We start from the raw sequence: 19,191 nt of genomic DNA, 5'->3' as shown, positions 1-19,191 counted from the left end.
CTGTGTTTAGATTCATAAATTATTTCCAGCCTGTTTTGTTAATGATTTCAATTGCTTTGGCATTATTAACGCCCAGTTTGTTGAAATCAATGTGCTGCGTTTTGAATGTTCCCCAGGATTTGAGCAGCTCGGGCAGCTCAGCCTTGGCATTAACAGGGAACTCGAAGTTTTCATTGGTAACCATCGTCTGCGCTTCGACGCCGGTCAGGAATTCAATCAGCTTGACGGCGTTGTCCTTGTTCTTGCTGTACTTGGTTACAGCCGCGCCGCTGATATTCACATGAGTGCCAGTCGTTTCCTGGTTCGGGAAGAAGACGCCGATGCTTTTACCGACTTTCGCTTCTTCCGGATCGTCCGAATTGATCAGCAGGCCCACGTAGTACGTATTCATCAGCGCCACATCGCCTACACCGGCGACAATCGCTTTGGCCTGGTCACGGTCATTTCCTTCCGGAGTGCGGGCCAGATTGGCTACCAATCCTTTGGACCATTCTTCCGCTTTCGCTTCGCCGTTCAATTCAATGAAAGAGGACAGCAGGGACTGGTTGTACAAGCTGGAGGACGGACGAACAAGCACTTTGCCTTTCCAGGCCGGGCTGGTCAGGTCCTCATAGGTGGAGAGCTGCTCCGGTTTTACACGATCCTTGGAGTAGACGATGACGCGGGCGCGTGTGGAGAGTCCGATCCACTCATTGTCCGGGTCACGCAGGTCTTTCGGAACATTCTGGTCGATCGTTGCCGAAGTGACCGGCTGGAGCAGTCCGGCCTGCTTGGCATTGTTCAACACGCCGCCGTCTACCGTGAGGAACAGGTCAGCCTGTGTGCTTTCGCCTTCGCGCTTCATGCGCTCAATCAGTTCCTCCGCCTTACCGTCAATCACGTTTACTTTGATGCCGGTCTCTTCCGTGAATTTCTTATACAGTAGAGCGTCCACGTCATAACTCCGTGCGGAATAGATATTGACGACTTGCTCCGCTGCCTGTGCGCTCGGCTTTGTCTCTTCTGTATTACCCGCACCGGCTTCACTCGCCTTGTCCGCGCCGCAACCGGCCAACAGACCGGCAGCAAGTACTCCCGTAAGCAATGGAGCAAAAAATTTACGCTTCACCATTTTCAAACATCCCCCTAGATAATGATTATTATTCTCAATTAGCAACATGATAACTTCACTGCTTTCTTCATGTCAATAAGATTAAATTTAAATGTCTTTGGAATTTATAATAGTTATTTTAAATAAGCATATTTTCGTCACAATCTCGCGGTGGAGTTCCACATCCTGGAATATAGATAGGTGTAGTTACATTTTTGTTCTTTTTAACGAAATGAATGGAGGCCAGGATCATGCTTGTTTTCCTTATAAAAAACGGGGTTACATAAGGATTGACAGCCTTCTTTTTGATGTATTAAAGTATGAATAGTTACAAAATATTAACTATTGCCGAATTTCGTTGTTGAAAACGGGGGAACCATTCCGGGTGAATTATTCTTGCAAGCAAGGGAATATAGGGAACCTTTAACCGAATCCTCAGCTAACTCCGTAGGCATTGAAAGGGAGAACAACTCTGAAGAAAGTCATCCTATCGCTGCTAGCAGCCGCTGCTATATTTACTTCCGCCGCACCCAGTACATATGCAAGTGAAGTTAAGCTTGAGAGTGTCGTGGACCAGGTTCTCGGAACACCTTACGTTTATGGAGGCACTACCACCTCCGGCTTCGATTGTTCCGGTTTTATCCTGTATGTCCTAAAGAAATTTAACGTCGATGATCTGCCGCGCACTTCCCAGTCCCAAGCCAGGGTTGGAACCTCGGTAGCCAAAGACGATTTGCGTGTCGGTGATTTGGTATTTTTCAATACGTTCGGCCGAGGGGTTTCCCATGCGGGAATTTACATAGGCGACAATCAGTTCGCTCATTCCTCCAGCAGCAAGGGAGTCAGAATAAGCAAGCTGTCCGATTCGTATTATCAGGACCGTTATGTTACCGCCCGCCGGGTAGTGGATGAGAAGAGTTACTCCAAGATGATGAGTCAGTAGATACATAAAGAAGGACAAGCCTGCGGCATTTCGCCGGGCTTGTCCTTCTTGTTTGCTCAGGGTCCCCGGTAATTTTCAGACCCCTAATTCCCCCTGTCACACCTCTCCGACAATCTCACCGCAGCTAGAAATATCATAACCTCCGAGTCCGCTTACTTCATGTCTGAATTCGGGCGACCGCAGTGTGGCCAGAAGCGCCTGAAATTGCGGTTTATCCATATCCTCCTTGTAAAAGACCAGATCGTACCGCTCCCTCTTGAGCGGAATGAAATCGACCCCGGACACCTGCTGCGCCGCTTTTTCCGTTCCAATTCCCACGTCCGCAATGCCCCGCGCGACGGCGCTGGCCACGGCGATATGGCTCGGCTCCTCATGTTCATATCCCTGAATGGAATGGGGATCGATGCTGCTGCTGCGCAGCCACTCGTCCAGCATGATGCGGGTCCCCGAGCCTTTTTCCCGGTTGGCCAGGACGATTCCCGGTTCCAGCAGGCTCTCCCAGGAGCGCAGATTCTTCGGGTTGCCGGGAGCAACGTAAAATCCCTGATTGCGGAATACCAGATTAACGATTACGCTCCGGTGTCCGGGCAGAAGCCGGCGGACGTACGGCGTGTTGAACTCATCGGTCTCGGCGTCCCATAAATGGGCGGCGGCGAGATTGGCGGTGCCCCGGTACAGGGACAGCAGCCCGTCAAGACTGCCGACGTAGGAACGAAGGGAGCGGATGGCGGGAGTTCTTTTTTCCATATGGGTGGCAAGCACATCAAGGACAATGTCCTGGCCGCATATAATGAGTCCCTGGTTATCGATAATCAGCTTCTCCATGGAGACGGCCGGAGGTACGGGATGGGGCTTTTCGGCTGCATAGGATGGGCGGGTGTAGGCCTCGAGGTCGGCGGGGGTGACCCGCAGCTTTTTGCCGATCCGGTAGGACGGAAGCTCACCCCGTTTGATCAGGTCGTACACGGTCCCTTTGGATATTTTAAGAATTTTGGACACCTCTTCGGGTGAATAGGAAAGCGTGCTGTCGGACATGGGGAAGATCACCTCGTCAATATTCGTTCAAATGTTGCTCTTGTCAATCATTATAGGCTAGGATACACTTTTTTTAAATCCGGTTTTGTTACGTTTCGTGGTGTTTTGTACGGTTTTATGGGAGGAGGTAAAGGATTTATGAATGAAAAAGGCAAAAAATCACTGCTAGCTGTATTAACGGGAGCGCCAATTGGCTGCCTCGGGGGATTGATCGGACTCGGCGGAGCGGAATTCCGCCTTCCTGTGCTCGTGGGTCTGTTCAAGTATCCGACGCGTCAGGCGGTGGCATTTAATTTGGCCGTCAGCCTGGTCACCCTGATCTCCTCGCTGATCATGCGCCTTCCCCAGGCTTCGCTTCCAGCTCTGACGGCTATTCTGCCCGTCATTGCCTCTTTTATCGCCGGCGGGATGATCGGCGCCTACACGGGGGCGAACTACTCCAAGCGTTTGTCCGAGCACACGCTCGAGAAAGTCATTCTCATTCTGCTCGTTTCCATTGGCATCCTGCTGGTCGTCGAAGGCTTCTCCCCGGTGGTCTCCAGCGGAATACCGATGCCGCTGCCGGCAGCCGTACTCGTTGGCATTGCTTTTGGGATAGGAATCGGCATCGTGAGCAGTCTGCTCGGGGTTGCCGGAGGGGAACTGATTATTCCGACTCTGCTGCTCGTTTACGGGGTGGATATCAAAATCGCGGGCACCGCCAGCGTATTGATCAGTCTGCCAACTGTGGTGATCGGGATGATCAGGCATGGTTCAAATGGTGCCTACGCGGAGAAAAAAGAATGGAGGGAACTCGTCGTTCCCATGGGAATCGGCTCGATTATCGGTTCATTTATCGGCGGACTCTTGATCGTCTATGTTTCTTCCAGCCTGCTCAAATTGGTTCTGGGATTCATATTGATCCTGTCCGCGATCAAAATGTTTACAAAAGCGCTCAAATCGGCGCGGGCAGGCAAGGTCGTCATTGCATCCCCCGCCCGGGAAAGGAAGCTATAACTTCCCGTACCCGCTTCAGCGTATCCTCGAAGTCAGCGCCGTCGCTGTTCCAAATGACGGCGTCCGCAGGCTTCATATAGGCCTCGGTGAGCTCCTGCTCCCGGGCCTTTTGCAGCCTGCTTGCCGTTTCGGCCGTGTCTCCGCCTCTTTCGGCCAGCCTTCTGGCGAGAGAAGGGAGGTCGGCGCCGATGTAGATGGCGGCAACATGCTCTCTGTAACGCTGTTTAAGCGCAAGCACGCCGGCCAGATCCATAATGATATTGGCATCCGCCGGGCCGGCTATCGCCTCCTCGATGCTGGAGCGCAGTGTGCCGTACCATTCACCGTTATACTCCGTCCATTCGATCAGCTCGCCGCGCGCCATTTTCTCCTGAAAGCTCTCTTTGTCCAGGAACAGGTAATGCACGCCATCCGTTTCATGCGGCCGCGGCGGACGGGTCGTCGCCGTGATGATCCGGGGAAACCCGGGTCCGGTAAGCTGCCGCTGAATCTCGCTTTTGCCGGAAGCGGACGGTCCGTACAGCACGATAATGCGTCCCAATGCCAACACTCCTTTATCGGGGGAAATGGATGCGGTAAATCGCAGCCGGTTGTCCGCCAATGAGGCAAGACCGGATGGCTTATTCTTCCGGCGACAGAAGCATTTCGATATGCGGAATCCCGTCTTCCAGGTAGACGTCCGACACCGGCTCGAAGCCGAAGGAAGCGTAAAAGTCTTGAAGGTAAGCCTGCGCATGAATTTTGACGCGGGTTTCCCGTAAATTCTCTCTGACAAAAGCAAGTCCCCTGCCGAACAGCTCTCTGCCAATGCCCGTTCCCCGAAGCTTCGGATTTACGATAAACCGGCCGACTGACGCTTCGGGATATACCACGCCCGGGGGCAGAATTCGAAGGTAGGCGACAATATCGCCGTGATCCTCCAGATACAGGTGATGACAGGCCAGGTCCTTGCCGTCCACCTCGGAATAGGGGCAGTTCTGTTCAACGACGAAAATGTTGGTCCTTGCCTTCAGTATGTTATAGATCTCCAGATTGGACAACTCATCAAATGCCTTCACATGCCAGTTCAACAGTTCTCACCTCATAAATGGGAATAAATAATGAAATAACGAAAGGTTTTTCACCAGTATACGTCGAAATTGTTGTAAATACAATAAAACACGGAGGTGGAGAATGAGAGAAATATTGCGCGAGATCGGAATGATCGCCAGGGCGTTTGACTCCATCAGCAACATCGAGTTCAAAGAATTGGAGCTGACCAAGGGGCAATATCTGTACCTGATCCGGATTTGCGAGGAGCCCGGAATCATTCAGGAGAAGCTTGCCGAAATGATCAAAGTAGACCGCACCACCGCGGCGCGCGCCATAGCCAAGCTGGAGCTGCAGGGATTTATCGAGAAGAAAAGCGATCCCGCGAATCGGAAGATCAAAAGGCTGTTTCCCTCGGCCAAAGGGGAAGGGACCTATCCTCTTCTGAAACGGGAGGCGGATTACTCCGATAGAGCGGCGCTCGCAGGATTGTCAGCGGAAGAAATCGGGGCGCTTCATAAGCTGCTTGAGCGGGTGAGACGGAATGTGGAGCGGGATTGGGAATATGTGAAAAAGGGCAATAAAAGAAGCTATTAGGGCGGCTGCCCACCAAGTATGGCCCACGCTTGTTTTAACAGCCGCAGAAGGAATGAAAAAGGAGCCTTTAACGAACGTCCGGTTCGGTTAAAGGCTCCTTTTCGATGAAACTAGAGAAACAGCTCTCGCAATGAAATGACGCTTTCTATTCTTCCTTTGGAATCAGTTCGTATATTTTGCCGGTTTCCATAGCCTCGATCAGCTTCAGCAGCCAGCGGTAATATTGGATGGCTTCTTCGATTTTGCGTTCGTCGTTATGCAGCAGAGAGTTCAGTTCCTCTTGCCCGCCATATTCCTCTTTCATCGCCCTAATCTCATTTAGCGACTTCGACAGGACGTTCATATTGCTCTCAACCGCTTTTCTCCATTTAATCGAGAAATAGTCGCTGAAGTTCTGGTACCAGTCGGACGACACTTCGAACAGATCTTTGCGCGTTCCTTTGCCCCATACTTTATCGATCATTTTAAGATCAAGCAGCGTGCGGACACCCGTGCTCATGGACGTCTTGCTCATGCCCATCGCTTTGCTCAGCTCATCGAGCGTAACCGGACCCTGATTGAAATACATGTATCCGTATAAATGGCCGATGGACAGGGTGACGCCGTATAAGTCCATATTTTTACCGATGGAATCAATGACGCGCTCCCGGACCTTGCTGATTCTTTCTATTTGTTCGGGCGCGAGTCCTTCTAAATCGTTCATGCTGTCCCTCCTGAAGGAAGCGTTATATATACAAAATTTCTCCTAGTTCATTGTAATCATATCCCCCGATGGAAGTAAAGAAACTGTTTGGAACGTAATTTGGAGTAAAACGGAGTATTCTTTATGTAAAGTACGTAAAGTAAAAACTGTACGTTAAATTATTACGGTATATAGAGTTTGCTTCTCATTTCGGTCGTCCGGTAGACTGTAACGAGTGAATTGACCCGGGAAATACGGGAGAAGGAGGCCGATATGCCGATACTGGAAGTCAGACAGCTGACTAAAATTTTCGGTCAGGATGCCCGCAGAGGGCTTTCGATGCTGCAGCAAGGCTGGTCCAAAGAAAAGATTGCCCGCGAAGCCAAGCTGACGGTCGGAGTGAACCAAGCCGAATTTCATATTAAAGAAGGAGAAATTTTCGTCATTATGGGCTTGTCGGGGAGCGGCAAATCGACGCTCGTCCGCCTGCTTAACCGTCTGATCGATCCTACGGCGGGACAAATTTTGTTCCGTGGACAGGATATTGTGAAGATGAATGCCGAGGAGCTTCGCCAGTTCCGCCGCAAAAATATCGGTATGGTGTTTCAGAAGTTCGGTCTATTCCCGCACCGGACGGTTCTGGGTAACGCGGAATACGGACTTGAGGTGCAGGGAGTCGATAAAAAGAAGCGGCGGGAGCTGGCGCTTAAGGCGCTGGAGCTTGTGGGCCTCGGCGGCTGGGAACAGCATCGGCCAGACCAGCTCAGCGGGGGGATGCAGCAGCGCGTGGGCCTTGCGCGCGGCCTTGCGAACGACCCGGATATACTGCTGATGGACGAGGCGTTCAGCGCGCTTGATCCGCTGATCCGCAAGGATATGCAGCAGGAGCTTCTGGAGCTCCAGTCGCGGCTGAAGAAGACGATCGTCTTCATTACGCATGATCTGGACGAAGCGCTGCGGATTGGCGACCGGATCGCCCTGATGAAGGACGGCGGTATTGTGCAGATCGGGACGCCTGAGGAAATTCTCATCCAGCCGGCCAACAAATACGTGGAGCGGTTCGTGGAGGATGTGGACTTGTCCAAGGTCCTGACCGCGGCGCATGTGATGAAGCAGCCGGAGATGATCCGGCCCGAGCGAGGGCCGCGCGTTGCGCTGCAGCTGATGCGCGACAGCGGGGTATCCAGCCTGTATGTGGCGGATAAAGAGATGAAGCTTCTGGGCGTAATTACCGCAGACGACGCCTCGCTGGCGCTGAAAGAGCAAAAGTCGATTTCCGATGTGCTGAGGAAAGAGATTCCCATCGTGGGTCCGGATGCGCTGCTGAACGAATTGTTCGAGCTGATGGCGGGATCGCCGCTGCCAGTGGCGGTCGTGGATGAGCGGGAACGGCTGAAAGGAATCGTGATTAAAGGCGCCGTGCTGTCCGCGCTTGCGGGCAATGCGCTGCCGGAAGGAGGAGATATCTGAGATGAATATTCCAAAATTGCCGCTTGGCCGCCTGGTGGAGCAGATTGAGCAATGGCTTACTCTTTACTTCGGCGCCGTTTTTGATTTGATTCATTCCGTAATCGGCGGAATGGTGGAAGGCATCAATGCCGGCCTTACCTTTTTGCCCGCGATTGCCGTCATCCTGCTGATTTCGGCACTGGCATACTGGGTCGGGAAGTGGCGTCTTGCGCTGTTTGCGCTGATCGGTCTTTTGCTGATTGATAACCTTGGATTGTGGGCACCTTCGATGCAGTCGCTGGCCCTTGTGCTGACAGCTTCGGTGCTGGCGGTGCTGATCGGCGTGCCGATCGGCATTCTGTGCGCGCAGCGCGCCGCCGCGCGGAATGTGGTGACGCCGATTCTGGACTTCATGCAGACGATGCCGGCGTTCGTCTATCTGCTCCCGGCGGTTTCCTTTTTCTCGCTGGGCGTCGTTCCGGGCGTCATCGCATCGATCATATTCGCGATTCCGCCGACGATCCGCCTGACGAGCCTCGGCATCCGCCAGGTCTCGCCGGAACTGGTCGAAGCCGCCGACGCGTTCGGCTCAACCCCAAGACAGAAGCTGTTCAAGCTGCAGCTTCCGCTTGCCCTGCCGACCATTATGGCCGGCATTAACCAGACGATTATGCTGTCTCTGTCGATGGTCGTCATTTCATCCATGATCGGCGCGCAGGGAGTCGGCGCCTATGTGTACCGCGCCGTATCGCAAGCCAAGACCGGCGCCGGCTTTGAGGCGGGGATTGCCATTGTCGTTATGGCGATTCTGCTGGATCGTCTGACGCAAAACGCGCTTAAAATCAAGCATAAGTAGGAGGAGTTTTATTAATGAAGAAAAGAAACAACCGGAGCTTTTTGTCAATCGCCCTATTAACCGTCATGGCCGCAGCCGTTATGCTGACAGGCTGTTCGTCTTCGGGCGGCGGTTCGAAAACGGTAAAGCTGGCTTATGTGGCCTGGGATTCGGAAATTGCCAGCACCTATGTAGTCAAGGAAGTGCTGGAATCGAAGCTGGGCAAGACGGTTGAAATGCTTCAAGTCGACGCTGGGCCGATGTTCGCGGGCATTGCCGACGGAAGCGCGGACGCGATGGTAGCCGCCTGGTTGCCAAGCACCCATGCTTCTTACATGGAGAAGTACGGAAAAGATATGGAAGACCTCGGCGTCAACTTGAACGGAACGAAAATTGGGCTGACAGTTCCGGCTTATATGAACGTCAACTCCATCGAGGACCTGAAGGACAGCGCGGCAGGCGATTCCCTGGACCACAAAATTATCGGCATCGAGCCGGGCGCCGGGATTATGTCGGCCACGGAAAAAGCGCTCGCCGAATACAATCTGAAGGACTACACGCTGGTGGAAAGCTCTTCGGCGGCGATGGCGCAAGAATTGCAAAAAGCCTATGACGCCAATCAGCCGATCGTCGTGACCGGCTGGACGCCGCACTGGATGTTCGCCAACATGGATCTGAAATATTTGGACGATCCCAAAGGTGTATACGGCGGTGACGAGCAGATCCATACGATGGCCCGCAAAGGCCTTAAAGACGACCAGCCCGATGTCTACCAGGTGATGGATCAGTTCCAGTGGACGCCGGAGGAGATGGCGAAGGTCATGGTTGCCATCCAGGGCGGTCAGAGTCCGGAGGAAGCCGCCAAGGCATGGGTGGAAGCCAACCCGGACAAGGTAAATGAATGGACGAAGGGTATTGAGTAAGCTTGTCTGACGGAATTCCGAGCGAGAAGCTGGAATGATGTTAAATACACGGGGGTGTCCCACAAGCCGTGAACCGGCTGCGGGGACACCCCTGTTTTTTGTGCGGAATATGATTTAGCCCCATGCCCATCAAGCTAAGAAAAAAGACACGGTTACCTTTTATCGTTAAGCCCTTGAGTCTGATCCAATTCAGCTCTAACCGAAATTTCGTACAGACCTAAATAAGCCTATCAGGCTTTGAACTATTCTTAGATAAGCCTCATGAATTCCAAGTTGAACAGATTTAGTGTCGCAGTCCCCCTCCTCTAAGCCAACAGCGAAGGTGGGGGTTAGACACGTCTGCTTAACAAACATATGTTCTTGTGTTATGCTAGATCCATCAAACTTGCGATGGAGGCGTGTCTCATGAAGGTGGTCAAAACACTCAAACATCCGATTACGTCTCACCACCGCATGCTAGATGCGACTCTCCTTGTGTATCAAGAGGCGCTGTCGTTTTTGATTACGGTCATTCAAGAGCAGTTTATGGCCTTGGAATCGTTATCCACCCAAGCGGTGGTGACGGCGGTAGAACGGCTGACTCACCGTACCAGGCACAATCCGAATCCGCTCTACGCCGAGTTTGATCAACGCTTTTATAAGTTTCCTTCGTACTTCCGCAGAAGTGCCATTGCGGAAGCGTTTGGCATTGTGAAAAGTCATCATTCCCGTTTTGAGCTTTGGCAAGCCGAGCGGCAACACGCTGGGCAAGAAGGGAAACGCTTTTCGAAGAAACCGCCGACACTCCAAGCTAAGCATCAGGCGTTCCCTTGCTTGTACAAAGGCAATATGTTCAAACGAACCTCCGATACGACAGCCAACATTAAGATACTTCATCAAGGTGATTGGGTATGGCTCCCCATTACCTTTAAAGGGCAAGACTTATTCAAACGTAACGTGTGGAGCATGAAAGAATGCAGCCCCACATTGGTTCGAAAAGGAAAACGCTATGCCCTTCATATCGCCTATGAAGGGGATGTGAAGTTGACTCAGGCGGAAATTTCCAAGCAGCGGGTATGTGCCGTTGATTTAGGCTTAACGAATTCCGCAGTCTGTTCCGTGATGGACGCTAACGGCACTGTCTTGGCGAGGACATTTATCAACCAAGCCAAAGAAAAAGATCGATTGCGCCAAATCACAGGCAAACTGAAACAAGCCCAGCGACAATCCGGTATAGGGGCAAAACCGAATTTCTGGCGGCGGATGAACGGCTTACAGACGCATATCGTCCACGATACCGCGCATCGAATCATCGCCTTTGCCCAAAAGCACAGCGCAGATGTCATTGTCATGGAGTATTTAGGCAAGATGCGTCTGCCTAAAGGAACGTGGGGAGCCAAGCGACTTCGTGCCAAACTCCAGTTTTGGGCGAAACGGCGCATCCAAACAAAAGTGACCGAAATGGCGCATTTCTTGGGAATACGGGTTTCCATGGTCAATCCTGCGAATACAAGCGCGCTTGCTTTTGATGGCAGTGGATGGGTTCAACGAAACACGAAACGTGATGTTGCTGTATTCGCAACAGGCAAAGCGTATCACGCGGACCTTAATGCCTCGTATAACATCGGCGCACGGTACGTGTTACGTAGCATACACAAAGCCACATCTGAAAAGATGTGGTTGTCCTTGGAGGCCAAAGACCCTTCATTGGCAAAACGAACGTATTGGACGTTGGCTTCCCTCATTCGGGTGCAACAGGCGTTGAGCCTTTAATCATGAAGCTCGCAAGCGTGTGCAACCCTGTATCGATGCCAACAGAAGCCCCCACCTCATGCGTAAGCTAAGTGGGGGAGAGTTCACAGATCCCCGATAAGAACCTGTCCGACATCCTCTACTTGCTTTATTATGGCATTGTGAAGTGAAAGAAAATATTCTTTTACAATGCAGATCACTTTGCTTCAAAGCACCCGACTCAAAAATCATTTGACAATAGTGTTTAGGCACTATACACTTTATTCTATGATGAATAATGATGAACTTTCAAAAGAGAAAATTAGCAACACCCTCTTGGATGTGTTCAAAACCTTCGCTAAACTGGATAGGAAAAATAGAGATTATGGTGTAGGCGAGCCTTTATTTCATTCCGAGATCTATACGCTAAATGAAATAAGAGAGCATAGTGGCATCCATATTACAGCGTTGGCTGAACGTTGTGGAGTTACGAAAGGCGCAATATCCCAAGTACTGAAAAAACTTGAACAGAAAGGGTTAATCACAAAAGAAAAGGATGTCCGCAACCAATCAAGGTTAATTCTTCAAGTAACCCCGAAAGGTGAAATTGCATACGGTCACCATTTGGATTATCAGAACCAATTCAAAAAAATGGTTGTGGAAGTATTAGGAGATGCTCCCGTCGATAAGGTTCAATTTATAAAAGATTTTTTAATGAAGCTAGAGAAACAACTTGGCAAATGATAGCATCTTTTTTTTGGTGAATGTGTTTAGTATCTATACACACAAACAATTAATTTTATGGAGGTATTTTATGGAACCGCTAATTGTGCTCGTTGTCGTCACGCTTGTCATTCTCGTTGCAGGAATTGCTGGGGTAAGCCGTTTTCGCCCATGGCCCGTTGCGCTTCGAGGCGGTCTTGCAGCGATGTTCATTTTAACCGGCTCCGTTCATTTCGTTTATTTGCGGACAGAGATTATTAGAATGGTTCCTCCTATCTTGCCATATCCCGACCTGATTGTAACGATCACCGGTGTACTGGAATTGGCCGGGGCAATAGGTTTACTATGGCGTCCCACTGTTACATGGGCAGCCGGCGGGCTCTCACTTCTACTGATTACCATGTTCCCTGCCAATCTTTACATTGCTATAAATGGCCTTGCGACAAGTCCGGAGGATCAATTGATTCCCCGCACCCTAATGCAAATCCTCTTCCTTTCCGTAAGCCTTGCAATATGGTTGTTTTACCGCCGTCATCGATCTGTTAGGAAACACGGTAATGATTTCGGACTGTCCAAATGACCGCGTTCATTGAGTCCTTTTTTCGCATCTGAAATTATAACTACCAGCCCTGAGCTTCTGCAATTCCTTAATTCACTGGAACCGCACTACCAGAAAAAGGCTGGACCAATTGCTCCGATAACGTGTGGAGCTGTTGCGCCAGCGGAGAGGAAGCAGAGTAAACCACATGAATCATCCTTCCCGGAACCGTCTGTCCCAATCGCCGAATTTGAAAAGGAACGGATTCGTGGGACAAGATGGAGGGCAGGTTACCATATCCGCATTTCTCCCAGCAACTGAATAAGTACAGGATCTGTAAGCTTCCGGATCGGAGAGCACATGTAGAACAAGAAGCAAGTTATGTCTAACAGTCTGGGCCAATCGGTATACGAATCCGTAAACATTACATCCTCTTTTTTGGGAAGCAGCATCACCAGCTCCTCTTTATACATGGGGATAGACACCAGATCGGTTCGGCCCCTGGTATAAGGAACAATCCCTAAGTGCACCTCATTAAGCGCGATTGCATCAATAATGAATTCCTCCCGCTCGGACAGCACGTCATATTTTAGGTTTGGGAAACGGCAATTCAGTTCTTCCGCAATCGTGCTGAAAAAAGACAAGCCCAACGGTTAGGAAATGCCAATTTTGATTTTTTGATCGAATTCACCGTTCCCCGCATGTTCTTCCCCACCCTTATTCTGCGGTGGCATTTCTAAGCCCGAGCTTCGGGTTGCTGATAGCCTCTCGTATTGTACTCGCGATCAGCACCGGCATGTATACCGTTGTTTCGCTGAACGTGGGAGCCAGCCTTGTTCCACCGGAGAAACGCGGAAGCGCCATCGGAATCATATTAATGGGTGGAAGCGGGGCTATGGTGCTGGGAATTCCATTTGGCGTGCTCATCGGCGAATATTTCGGATGGCGTTATGTGTTTGCCATGATTGCAGTCTTCAGTTTGATTACGGCACTGGCTATTTATAAATTCATCCCTTCGTCGAAAGGGGAACAGCCGGTTCCTCTCTCAAATCAGCTGTCGATCTTGAAAAAAAGAAAGCCTGTCATCGGACTGCTCATTTCGTTGTTATGGATCACCGGTTACTCGGCGGTTTATACGTACATTTCACCGTTTCTGCAAGAAAATACAGGGCTATCCGTCAGCAGCGTCAGTTTCATGCTGACCGTATTTGGCATCTCCGGCGTTTTCGGATCTTATATAGGCGGGTATGCTACGGATAAATGGGGAGTACCTAAAACCCTATTCCTCTCGCTTATCCTGCATGTATTTGCTCTGTTCGCATTGACCTGGGCTGCCGGTAATTTCGTCGGGGCCGCCATCATGATGCTCAGCCTTTTGACGGCAATATATGCATTTAGACCGGAAAGAAGCCGTGATCTTTTCTTGGAGAAGCATACCCGATGAGCCCGAGACAGAATGCTTTCCGCCTGCGACGCGAGCTGCTGGATATTATCGTCGGCCAGGTGTTCTGTGTTAATCTTTCAGTTGGACTTTTTGGTTATTCTTGGAATTTCCTGCATAATCAAAAAGTGGTTCGCTAAGTTTGAATTTAAAGTCTTCTCTGTCAACTCTACCAACAGTCATGTTGCTATCATAAAGCTGCAAAAGGAAATTGGCCATTTCATCGCTTGTATGGTATTTACTAAACACATTGTCATAGTCATACTCGCTCGTATTGTTGGCCACTTGTCCAAATTCGGTTTTGGTAGCCGCTGGTGCCAATACTTTAGCTTGTAATTTTGCATTGGCGGCTTTCAGTTCATGGGCCAATCCCTCGGTAAATGCACTGACATAAAACTTAGTAGCACAGTAGGTAACGGCCGTTGGCACGATTGTGTATCCGCCAGCTGAAGATATATTGATTAATTGTGCACCATCCACATCTTTATAATCACGTACATACAAGGACGAAAAGATAGTTAGGGCTTCCACGTTTAGGCGCAGCATGGTTTCAATCTTGTCCAAGTCTTGACCGGACACACTCTCATAGTTACCGAAACCTGCATTATTAATCCATGTTTCGATTTCGTACGAATTTAACTCTCGATAGAGTTGATGGACGTTTTGACTGACGGATACATCGACTGCTTTTATCACAATATCCAGCTCAGGAACTTCCTGCAAAATTTCTCTTTTCAGCTCGTTCAGATTGTGTTCACGGCGAGCAACAAGTATGATATTTTTCTTACGATTTGCGAAAGCCTTAGCTGTCGCGTAACCAATTCCAGCGCTTGCTCCGGTAATAACTGTATATTTTCCTTGTGTACCCATATTAATCTTCCCCTTTCACTTGGCATACTGACCCCTAACCTCTATTGATCATAATACAGTTATGGATCAGCTTCGGCATCCTTATTATGCAACAAATGTAAAGGCGACCGTTATCTCATTCTGCTCAAATGATTGCCTGATCCTCTCACAATCATTTACGTTACATACGAATATGAATTATGATGGAACTATCAAGGATGGAGAAACGAGGAGGATCTTATGTCTGAACGAATATATAACCAGCAGGATGAGCTTGCCAAAATCATTGAGCGTTATTCAGGCCGGGACGGTGTTCACGCGACTGCTATTCCGTCTTTATTTTTCACTCGTCGATCTAATGTTACTGGATCAAATTTTGCAGTTTACAATCCTTCCTTTTGCATTGTCGTTCAGGGTGTGAAGGATGTATTGTTGGGACAAGAACGCTTTAGATACGGTCCTACCAATTACCTTGTTGCATCCGTTGATTTACCGGTTACCGGACAAGTCATGGAAGCCTCCTCCCAAGTTCCGTATTTGTCTCTCAAACTTGAGTTTACCCCGGGTCAAATCTTAGAAATTTTAAGCGATTCTGAAATTCGAGTTGACCCGAAAGAAAACGCTAAGCGAGGTATGTTTGTCAGCCGGATGGAATTATCTTTGTTGGATGCGGTAATCAGGTTAGCTCGTTTGCTAGACAATCCTAAGGATATCCCGGTACTTGCTCCTCTCTTCACGAAGGAAATTCTCTATAAGGTTCTACAAGGGCAGCATGGGGCCACGCTGGAACAAATGCTATAGAAGGAAGCAGTACCAAACGAATCAGAGACGTTATCGAACATATCATGAATAACTATGATAGGACTTTTCGGATTGAGGAGCTTTCGGAAATAGCGAATATAAGTGTTTCTTCGCTTCATAGACACTTTAAAGAGGTAACCGCTATGAGCCCGATTCAGTTTCAAAAACAACTGAGGCTGCAGGAAGCACGGCGTCTGTTATTATCCGAGTCAACAGATGCCGCGGATGTTGCATTCCGGGTAGGCTATGAAAGTCCGTCGCAATTCAGCCGTGAATATTCCCGAATGTTTGGTTTTTCACCTATACAAGATATAAAGCGCCTGAGGGCAATAAACGTATGAATCCCCTGCTGGGCGGAGGTTCAAATGCTTACGCGGTTACTAATGGGATAATGTTCTTGTCACCCGACATTCAAGAGCGTAAGCGCGAGCTCGACGGGAGAAGGCAAAGGCCAAGCATTGTGGACGCTAGGACTACTACTGCTCCACCTCGTCTCGAATCCAAGCAGAAGACCCTTGAACCTGCAAATGTTCAGGGGTCTTCTGCATAATTGGTAGTCGGTTCCTTCGAGCAGGAAACCTGACTTTCCTTTTGGGGGTGCAATATATCCTTAGCTTGATGGGCATATGATTTAGCCCCTAATTCTTCGAGTACAGCTCAACGGCCTGTGTGTCCCAAATTGGATTTATAAACTTCTCAATCGGTATGGTCAGAGGCTGCGGATAATTCTTGGCTTCCTCTCCAAAGTTATAAGGAATCTCGTGCACCGCTGTACCATCCATTGACTTAGAGACGCCGTAGCTGCTTGATGAGGTGGGATTAATCGCTTTTTTGTGCACTTTACCCTGCGCATCGGTGAAGCTGTCGGCCAGCCAGGTAATAGTGTTAAAATATTGGGCATTGTCAATCTTTTGCCGTAACAGAATTTCTCCCGTATCCGCATTGTTCTCTGGGGTGGGTTCGACAAGTTCAAGATCACTCCCCGGCTCTTCAATAATCTGTTTCTTGTTTAAATCGACGACTATTTTCATCTGATCCTTATCGACAGCTGAAATGCCGAATGTTTTCAATGAGACGGAGTCTGGCTGGCTGTACTTGCTGTTCTTGAAAACGAGCGTGGCCTTGGAATCGTCCGAGTAGGCTACGGAATTGTCAGATGTAATGATGCCGGGGTAATATAATTTTTCGGTAGTGTCCCCCTTTTTACTGATCAGAACTGGATTAATCAATTGGAAAATTCGTTTCTCGTTGTTCTTGTCATACTCCAAATCCACATAGGTGCTCAGCGGGGTATACAGCACTTGACGCACTTTAATTTTTTGTCCGTCCACGGTCAAGGTGCGATCAGCCGTTAACGTATGCTGCTGGTCTTTTAACATGTCGGGGTCAAGCTCGAACGCAATATCCAGATCAGTCCGGTACTTGCTTTTGCGGGAACCGCTGGAAGCGAGCGCCTCCTCTGAGGTCTCGGTAAGAGCAACATGGTAGTTCGCCTCCTTCGAATGAACCGATGGGGGAAGGTTGGTGGAGTATATAAAATCTACGGATTGGCCCGGCGGGATTCGGCTCTCGGGACCCAGCATCATTAATACTGTGCCTTTACCAGGATACGGGTCCTTAAAGGCTCCAAATTGAAGCGAGAAATCCGCGTGATTGATTTCTTTGTCCGTATTGTTCTGGACACTGTATAGGACAAACACCTTTCGGCCATCCGTAACAGCACCGGCTACATCGACACGGTAACCTTTGCTTTCCGCGCTCTGGCGAACCGGCTTTACGAGATTCTGTTGCAGGGCGCTTGCAAGTGCGGGATCTAATAACCTGGAGCTCAAGCGGTACTCTTTGAAATTGTCCCAATTTTTAGTGCTGGCCGTTTGCACGGAATGTTCAGAAATTTCTGTTACCGGCGCTCCATGTAAGAAGGAGAACGTAAGCAGGACTGCGGCCGCTGCGGCTACGACCATGCCCACTCCATATGAATATATGCGCCGCTTCTCGCGCTTTTTCCCCTGCATGATTCCTTTTCGCATGGCGTTGTAGAGTTTCATTTCTTGGAACGTTTCGGCATGCTGGTTAATTTCATGGGCATTCTGACGCAGAATGCGTTCTTCTTTTTCTACCATTTCCATTCGCCTCCCGTATGTCTACAGATAATTCCGAAGCTGCCTCAGTCCTTCCCGCAGCCAGGTTTTGATCGTGCCTTCGGGTTTTTTTAGCACCTTTGCAATTTGGGCCGTTGTCATGTCCTGGTAGTATTTTAGGATCACGGCATGCCGGTATCTCGGCTTCATCCGATTCATCGCCCGTTCCAGGTCGATCCGTTCGTTGCTTTTCATTTCCTGTACTGCTTCCTCCACCAGCTTCTCCGCTGGAAACATGCGCTTTTTGCGCCGGAGTTCATCCATGCAGCAGTTGATGGTAATCCGGATTAGCCAGGGCGTAAAGGCCTGCTCGTCTTTAAGCTTTTTGCGCTTCATCCACGCCCGGCATCTTTCTTAATTAGTGTTGGTAATGGGAAGAAGTCATCTATTATTAGGTTCTTAAAGTAAGACGCAGTTGACCGGAAAAACGATTGATTTTTTTATGTAGCCCTATTATTTTACAGTAGATTAACAAGTATGCTATGATGGAGTGAGCTCGGCTGAAAATTTGTCATACTTTATATTCTTTTGTTCTTAAATGATAGATATAGTGAAATTTTCGTTTACAAACACCCCGTCCGGGGTGTTTTCTTTGAAATATCTGAATATGATCAGAAGCAAGGGATGCAAGGGAAAGAGCAAGAGAGAGGAGTGCGACGCATGACGGACACGATAAACGCCTGGATTGATTGGCTGCTGCAGGCGCTGGGCCTTAGCGGGCCCGCAATTCTCCTGGTTACGATCCCGCTCGCGCTCCTTCAGAGCCTGTTTGGATTTTTTCCGTTCGTTATATTGATCGTGCTGCATGTCTCGGTATTTGATGTGATCGGCGGGATGCTGATCAGCTGGCTGATCTGTAACCTGGGAGGGCTGTTCGTATTTTATCTGTCCCGTCGGTATTTGTTTCACTGGTTTGACCGGAAATGGGGCAGGAAGCTGAAGCGTTATGACAAATGGCAGCGTTATTTGAACCGTTACGGCATCTGGACCCTGGTGCTGCTTCGCACAATACCGATCATCCCTAATAATGTCATTAATATTATGTCGGCGGTGTCGCCGCTGCCCCTCCCGGCTTTTGTCTGGGGAACGTCGCTTGGAAACCTGTCTTACATCTGGTTCTTCGGCACAATCAGTTCTTCTCTTATCGTTCCGCGAGAGGAGTGGAGTTTCTATCTGACCGGTTATGGTCTGTTCGTTGTCGTGCTGCTTGCCGTATTTTTCTGGAAGCATTGGGGCCACCTGCAGGAGGATAAGCGGGAACGGATGGTTTGATTCGTCTTACAAAAAATAGATACGTTTGCGCAGCGAAATGGAACGCTTGTCAGGCATACCGTGCCGGATAAGCGTTCTTCTTTTTTGGGCGGGAGGTGAATACGATACATAGAGAAGGCGGCTTGACCGCCGAAAGC

Annotated in this window: 19 protein-coding genes, 1 pseudogene and 1 riboswitch; of the genes and pseudogenes, 12 read left to right on the top strand and 8 right to left on the bottom strand. The window is 49.7% G+C overall.

Features of this window, described 5'->3' with window-relative positions; translation table 11 throughout:
* Nucleotides 1-19 precede the first annotated feature (19 nt).
* Entirely contained in the window at nucleotides 20-1,111 is a 1,092-nt protein-coding gene (locus PUR_RS21595) for a Fe(3+) ABC transporter substrate-binding protein (protein ID WP_179037032.1), read from the bottom strand.
* 315 nt (nucleotides 1,112-1,426) lie between these two features.
* A riboswitch (cyclic di-AMP (ydaO/yuaA leader) is annotated at nucleotides 1,427-1,560 on the top strand.
* 2 nt (nucleotides 1,561-1,562) lie between these two features.
* On the opposite strand from PUR_RS21595, the gene PUR_RS21590 reads away from it, so the two are divergent.
* Complete coding sequence (locus tag PUR_RS21590) at nucleotides 1,563-2,033, top strand: C40 family peptidase (protein WP_179038022.1); 471 nt, start codon at nucleotides 1,563-1,565, stop codon at nucleotides 2,031-2,033.
* A 96-nt stretch (nucleotides 2,034-2,129) separates the two neighbouring features.
* Here the strand turns inward: PUR_RS21590 and PUR_RS21585 are convergent, their stop codons facing one another.
* A complete protein-coding gene (locus tag PUR_RS21585) occupies nucleotides 2,130-3,068 on the bottom strand; it encodes a helix-turn-helix transcriptional regulator (protein ID WP_179037031.1) in 939 nt (312 codons plus the stop codon).
* Nucleotides 3,069-3,206: 138 nt separating this feature from the next.
* Between PUR_RS21585 and PUR_RS21580 the strand changes: the two genes are divergently transcribed.
* On the top strand, nucleotides 3,207-4,064 hold the full coding sequence (locus PUR_RS21580) for a sulfite exporter TauE/SafE family protein (RefSeq protein WP_179037030.1): 858 nt from the start codon (nucleotides 3,207-3,209) through the stop codon (nucleotides 4,062-4,064).
* On the opposite strand, the gene PUR_RS21575 is transcribed toward PUR_RS21580, so the two are convergent.
* Both PUR_RS21575 and PUR_RS21570 read right to left on the bottom strand, forming a co-directional pair.
* On the bottom strand, nucleotides 4,030-4,605 hold the full coding sequence (locus tag PUR_RS21575) for a guanylate kinase (RefSeq protein WP_179037029.1): 576 nt from the start codon (nucleotides 4,603-4,605) through the stop codon (nucleotides 4,030-4,032). The genes PUR_RS21580 and PUR_RS21575 overlap by 35 nt on opposite strands.
* A 79-nt stretch (nucleotides 4,606-4,684) precedes the next feature.
* Nucleotides 4,685-5,134: a GNAT family N-acetyltransferase gene (locus tag PUR_RS21570; protein ID WP_179037028.1), complete on the bottom strand. Its 450-nt coding sequence runs from the start codon at nucleotides 5,132-5,134 to the stop codon at nucleotides 4,685-4,687.
* Between the two features lie 103 nt (nucleotides 5,135-5,237).
* Between PUR_RS21570 and PUR_RS21565 the strand changes: the two genes are divergently transcribed.
* Entirely contained in the window at nucleotides 5,238-5,690 is a 453-nt protein-coding gene (locus tag PUR_RS21565) for a MarR family winged helix-turn-helix transcriptional regulator (RefSeq protein WP_179037027.1), read from the top strand.
* Between the two features lie 145 nt (nucleotides 5,691-5,835).
* Here PUR_RS21565 and PUR_RS21560 read toward each other — a convergent pair whose 3' ends face one another.
* The gene (locus PUR_RS21560; RefSeq protein WP_179037026.1) at nucleotides 5,836-6,393 is read right to left on the bottom strand and encodes a GbsR/MarR family transcriptional regulator; all 558 of its coding nucleotides are present in this window, start codon (nucleotides 6,391-6,393) and stop codon (nucleotides 5,836-5,838) included.
* A gap of 252 nt (nucleotides 6,394-6,645) precedes the next feature.
* Here PUR_RS21560 and PUR_RS21555 point away from each other — a divergent pair, with 252 nt between their 5' ends.
* From PUR_RS21555 to PUR_RS21520, 7 genes are all read left to right on the top strand, one after another.
* Nucleotides 6,646-7,842 carry a quaternary amine ABC transporter ATP-binding protein gene (locus PUR_RS21555; protein WP_179037025.1) on the top strand — a complete coding sequence of 399 codons (1,197 nt, stop codon included), beginning with the start codon at nucleotides 6,646-6,648 and terminating at the stop codon, nucleotides 7,840-7,842.
* Nucleotide 7,843: 1 nt separating this feature from the next.
* Nucleotides 7,844-8,677, top strand: coding sequence for an ABC transporter permease (locus PUR_RS21550; RefSeq protein WP_179037024.1), 834 nt, complete (start codon nucleotides 7,844-7,846; stop codon nucleotides 8,675-8,677).
* Nucleotides 8,678-8,691: 14 nt separating this feature from the next.
* Nucleotides 8,692-9,579, top strand: coding sequence for a glycine betaine ABC transporter substrate-binding protein (locus PUR_RS21545; protein ID WP_179037023.1), 888 nt, complete (start codon nucleotides 8,692-8,694; stop codon nucleotides 9,577-9,579).
* A gap of 405 nt (nucleotides 9,580-9,984) precedes the next feature.
* The gene (locus PUR_RS21540) at nucleotides 9,985-11,331 is read left to right on the top strand and encodes an RNA-guided endonuclease TnpB family protein (RefSeq protein ID WP_179037022.1); all 1,347 of its coding nucleotides are present in this window, start codon (nucleotides 9,985-9,987) and stop codon (nucleotides 11,329-11,331) included.
* A 168-nt stretch (nucleotides 11,332-11,499) separates the two neighbouring features.
* Nucleotides 11,500-12,033, top strand: a complete 534-nt coding sequence (locus PUR_RS21535; protein WP_232101597.1) for a MarR family winged helix-turn-helix transcriptional regulator — start codon at nucleotides 11,500-11,502, stop codon at nucleotides 12,031-12,033.
* A gap of 70 nt (nucleotides 12,034-12,103) precedes the next feature.
* The gene (locus PUR_RS21530; protein ID WP_179037020.1) at nucleotides 12,104-12,592 is read left to right on the top strand and encodes a DoxX family protein; all 489 of its coding nucleotides are present in this window, start codon (nucleotides 12,104-12,106) and stop codon (nucleotides 12,590-12,592) included.
* 685 nt (nucleotides 12,593-13,277) lie between these two features.
* Entirely contained in the window at nucleotides 13,278-13,994 is a 717-nt protein-coding gene (locus PUR_RS21520; RefSeq protein ID WP_269474681.1) for an MFS transporter, read from the top strand.
* Nucleotides 13,995-14,063: 69 nt separating this feature from the next.
* On the opposite strand, the gene PUR_RS21515 is transcribed toward PUR_RS21520, so the two are convergent.
* Nucleotides 14,064-14,861: an SDR family NAD(P)-dependent oxidoreductase gene (locus PUR_RS21515; protein WP_179037017.1), complete on the bottom strand. Its 798-nt coding sequence runs from the start codon at nucleotides 14,859-14,861 to the stop codon at nucleotides 14,064-14,066.
* 219 nt (nucleotides 14,862-15,080) lie between these two features.
* On the opposite strand from PUR_RS21515, the pseudogene PUR_RS21510 reads away from it, so the two are divergent.
* Nucleotides 15,081-15,982: pseudogene (locus PUR_RS21510) on the top strand (AraC family transcriptional regulator N-terminal domain-containing protein).
* A 297-nt stretch (nucleotides 15,983-16,279) separates the two neighbouring features.
* Here the strand turns inward: PUR_RS21510 and PUR_RS21505 are convergent.
* Both PUR_RS21505 and PUR_RS21500 read right to left on the bottom strand, forming a co-directional pair.
* The gene (locus PUR_RS21505) at nucleotides 16,280-17,764 is read right to left on the bottom strand and encodes a DUF4179 domain-containing protein (RefSeq protein WP_179037016.1); all 1,485 of its coding nucleotides are present in this window, start codon (nucleotides 17,762-17,764) and stop codon (nucleotides 16,280-16,282) included.
* Nucleotides 17,765-17,785: 21 nt separating this feature from the next.
* Nucleotides 17,786-18,118, bottom strand: coding sequence for an RNA polymerase sigma factor (locus PUR_RS21500; RefSeq protein ID WP_179037015.1), 333 nt, complete (start codon nucleotides 18,116-18,118; stop codon nucleotides 17,786-17,788).
* A 324-nt stretch (nucleotides 18,119-18,442) separates the two neighbouring features.
* On the opposite strand from PUR_RS21500, the gene PUR_RS21495 reads away from it, so the two are divergent.
* Complete coding sequence (locus PUR_RS21495; protein ID WP_179037014.1) at nucleotides 18,443-19,054, top strand: TVP38/TMEM64 family protein; 612 nt, start codon at nucleotides 18,443-18,445, stop codon at nucleotides 19,052-19,054.
* Nucleotides 19,055-19,191: the final 137 nt, after the last annotated feature.

Origin of the sequence: Paenibacillus sp. URB8-2, from assembly GCF_013393385.1 — a bacterium.
Taxonomy (GTDB): domain Bacteria; phylum Bacillota; class Bacilli; order Paenibacillales; family Paenibacillaceae; genus Paenibacillus_AQ.
The sequence above is the reverse complement of the archived record's forward strand: the minus strand, read 5'-3'. Positions and strand labels throughout refer to the sequence as shown.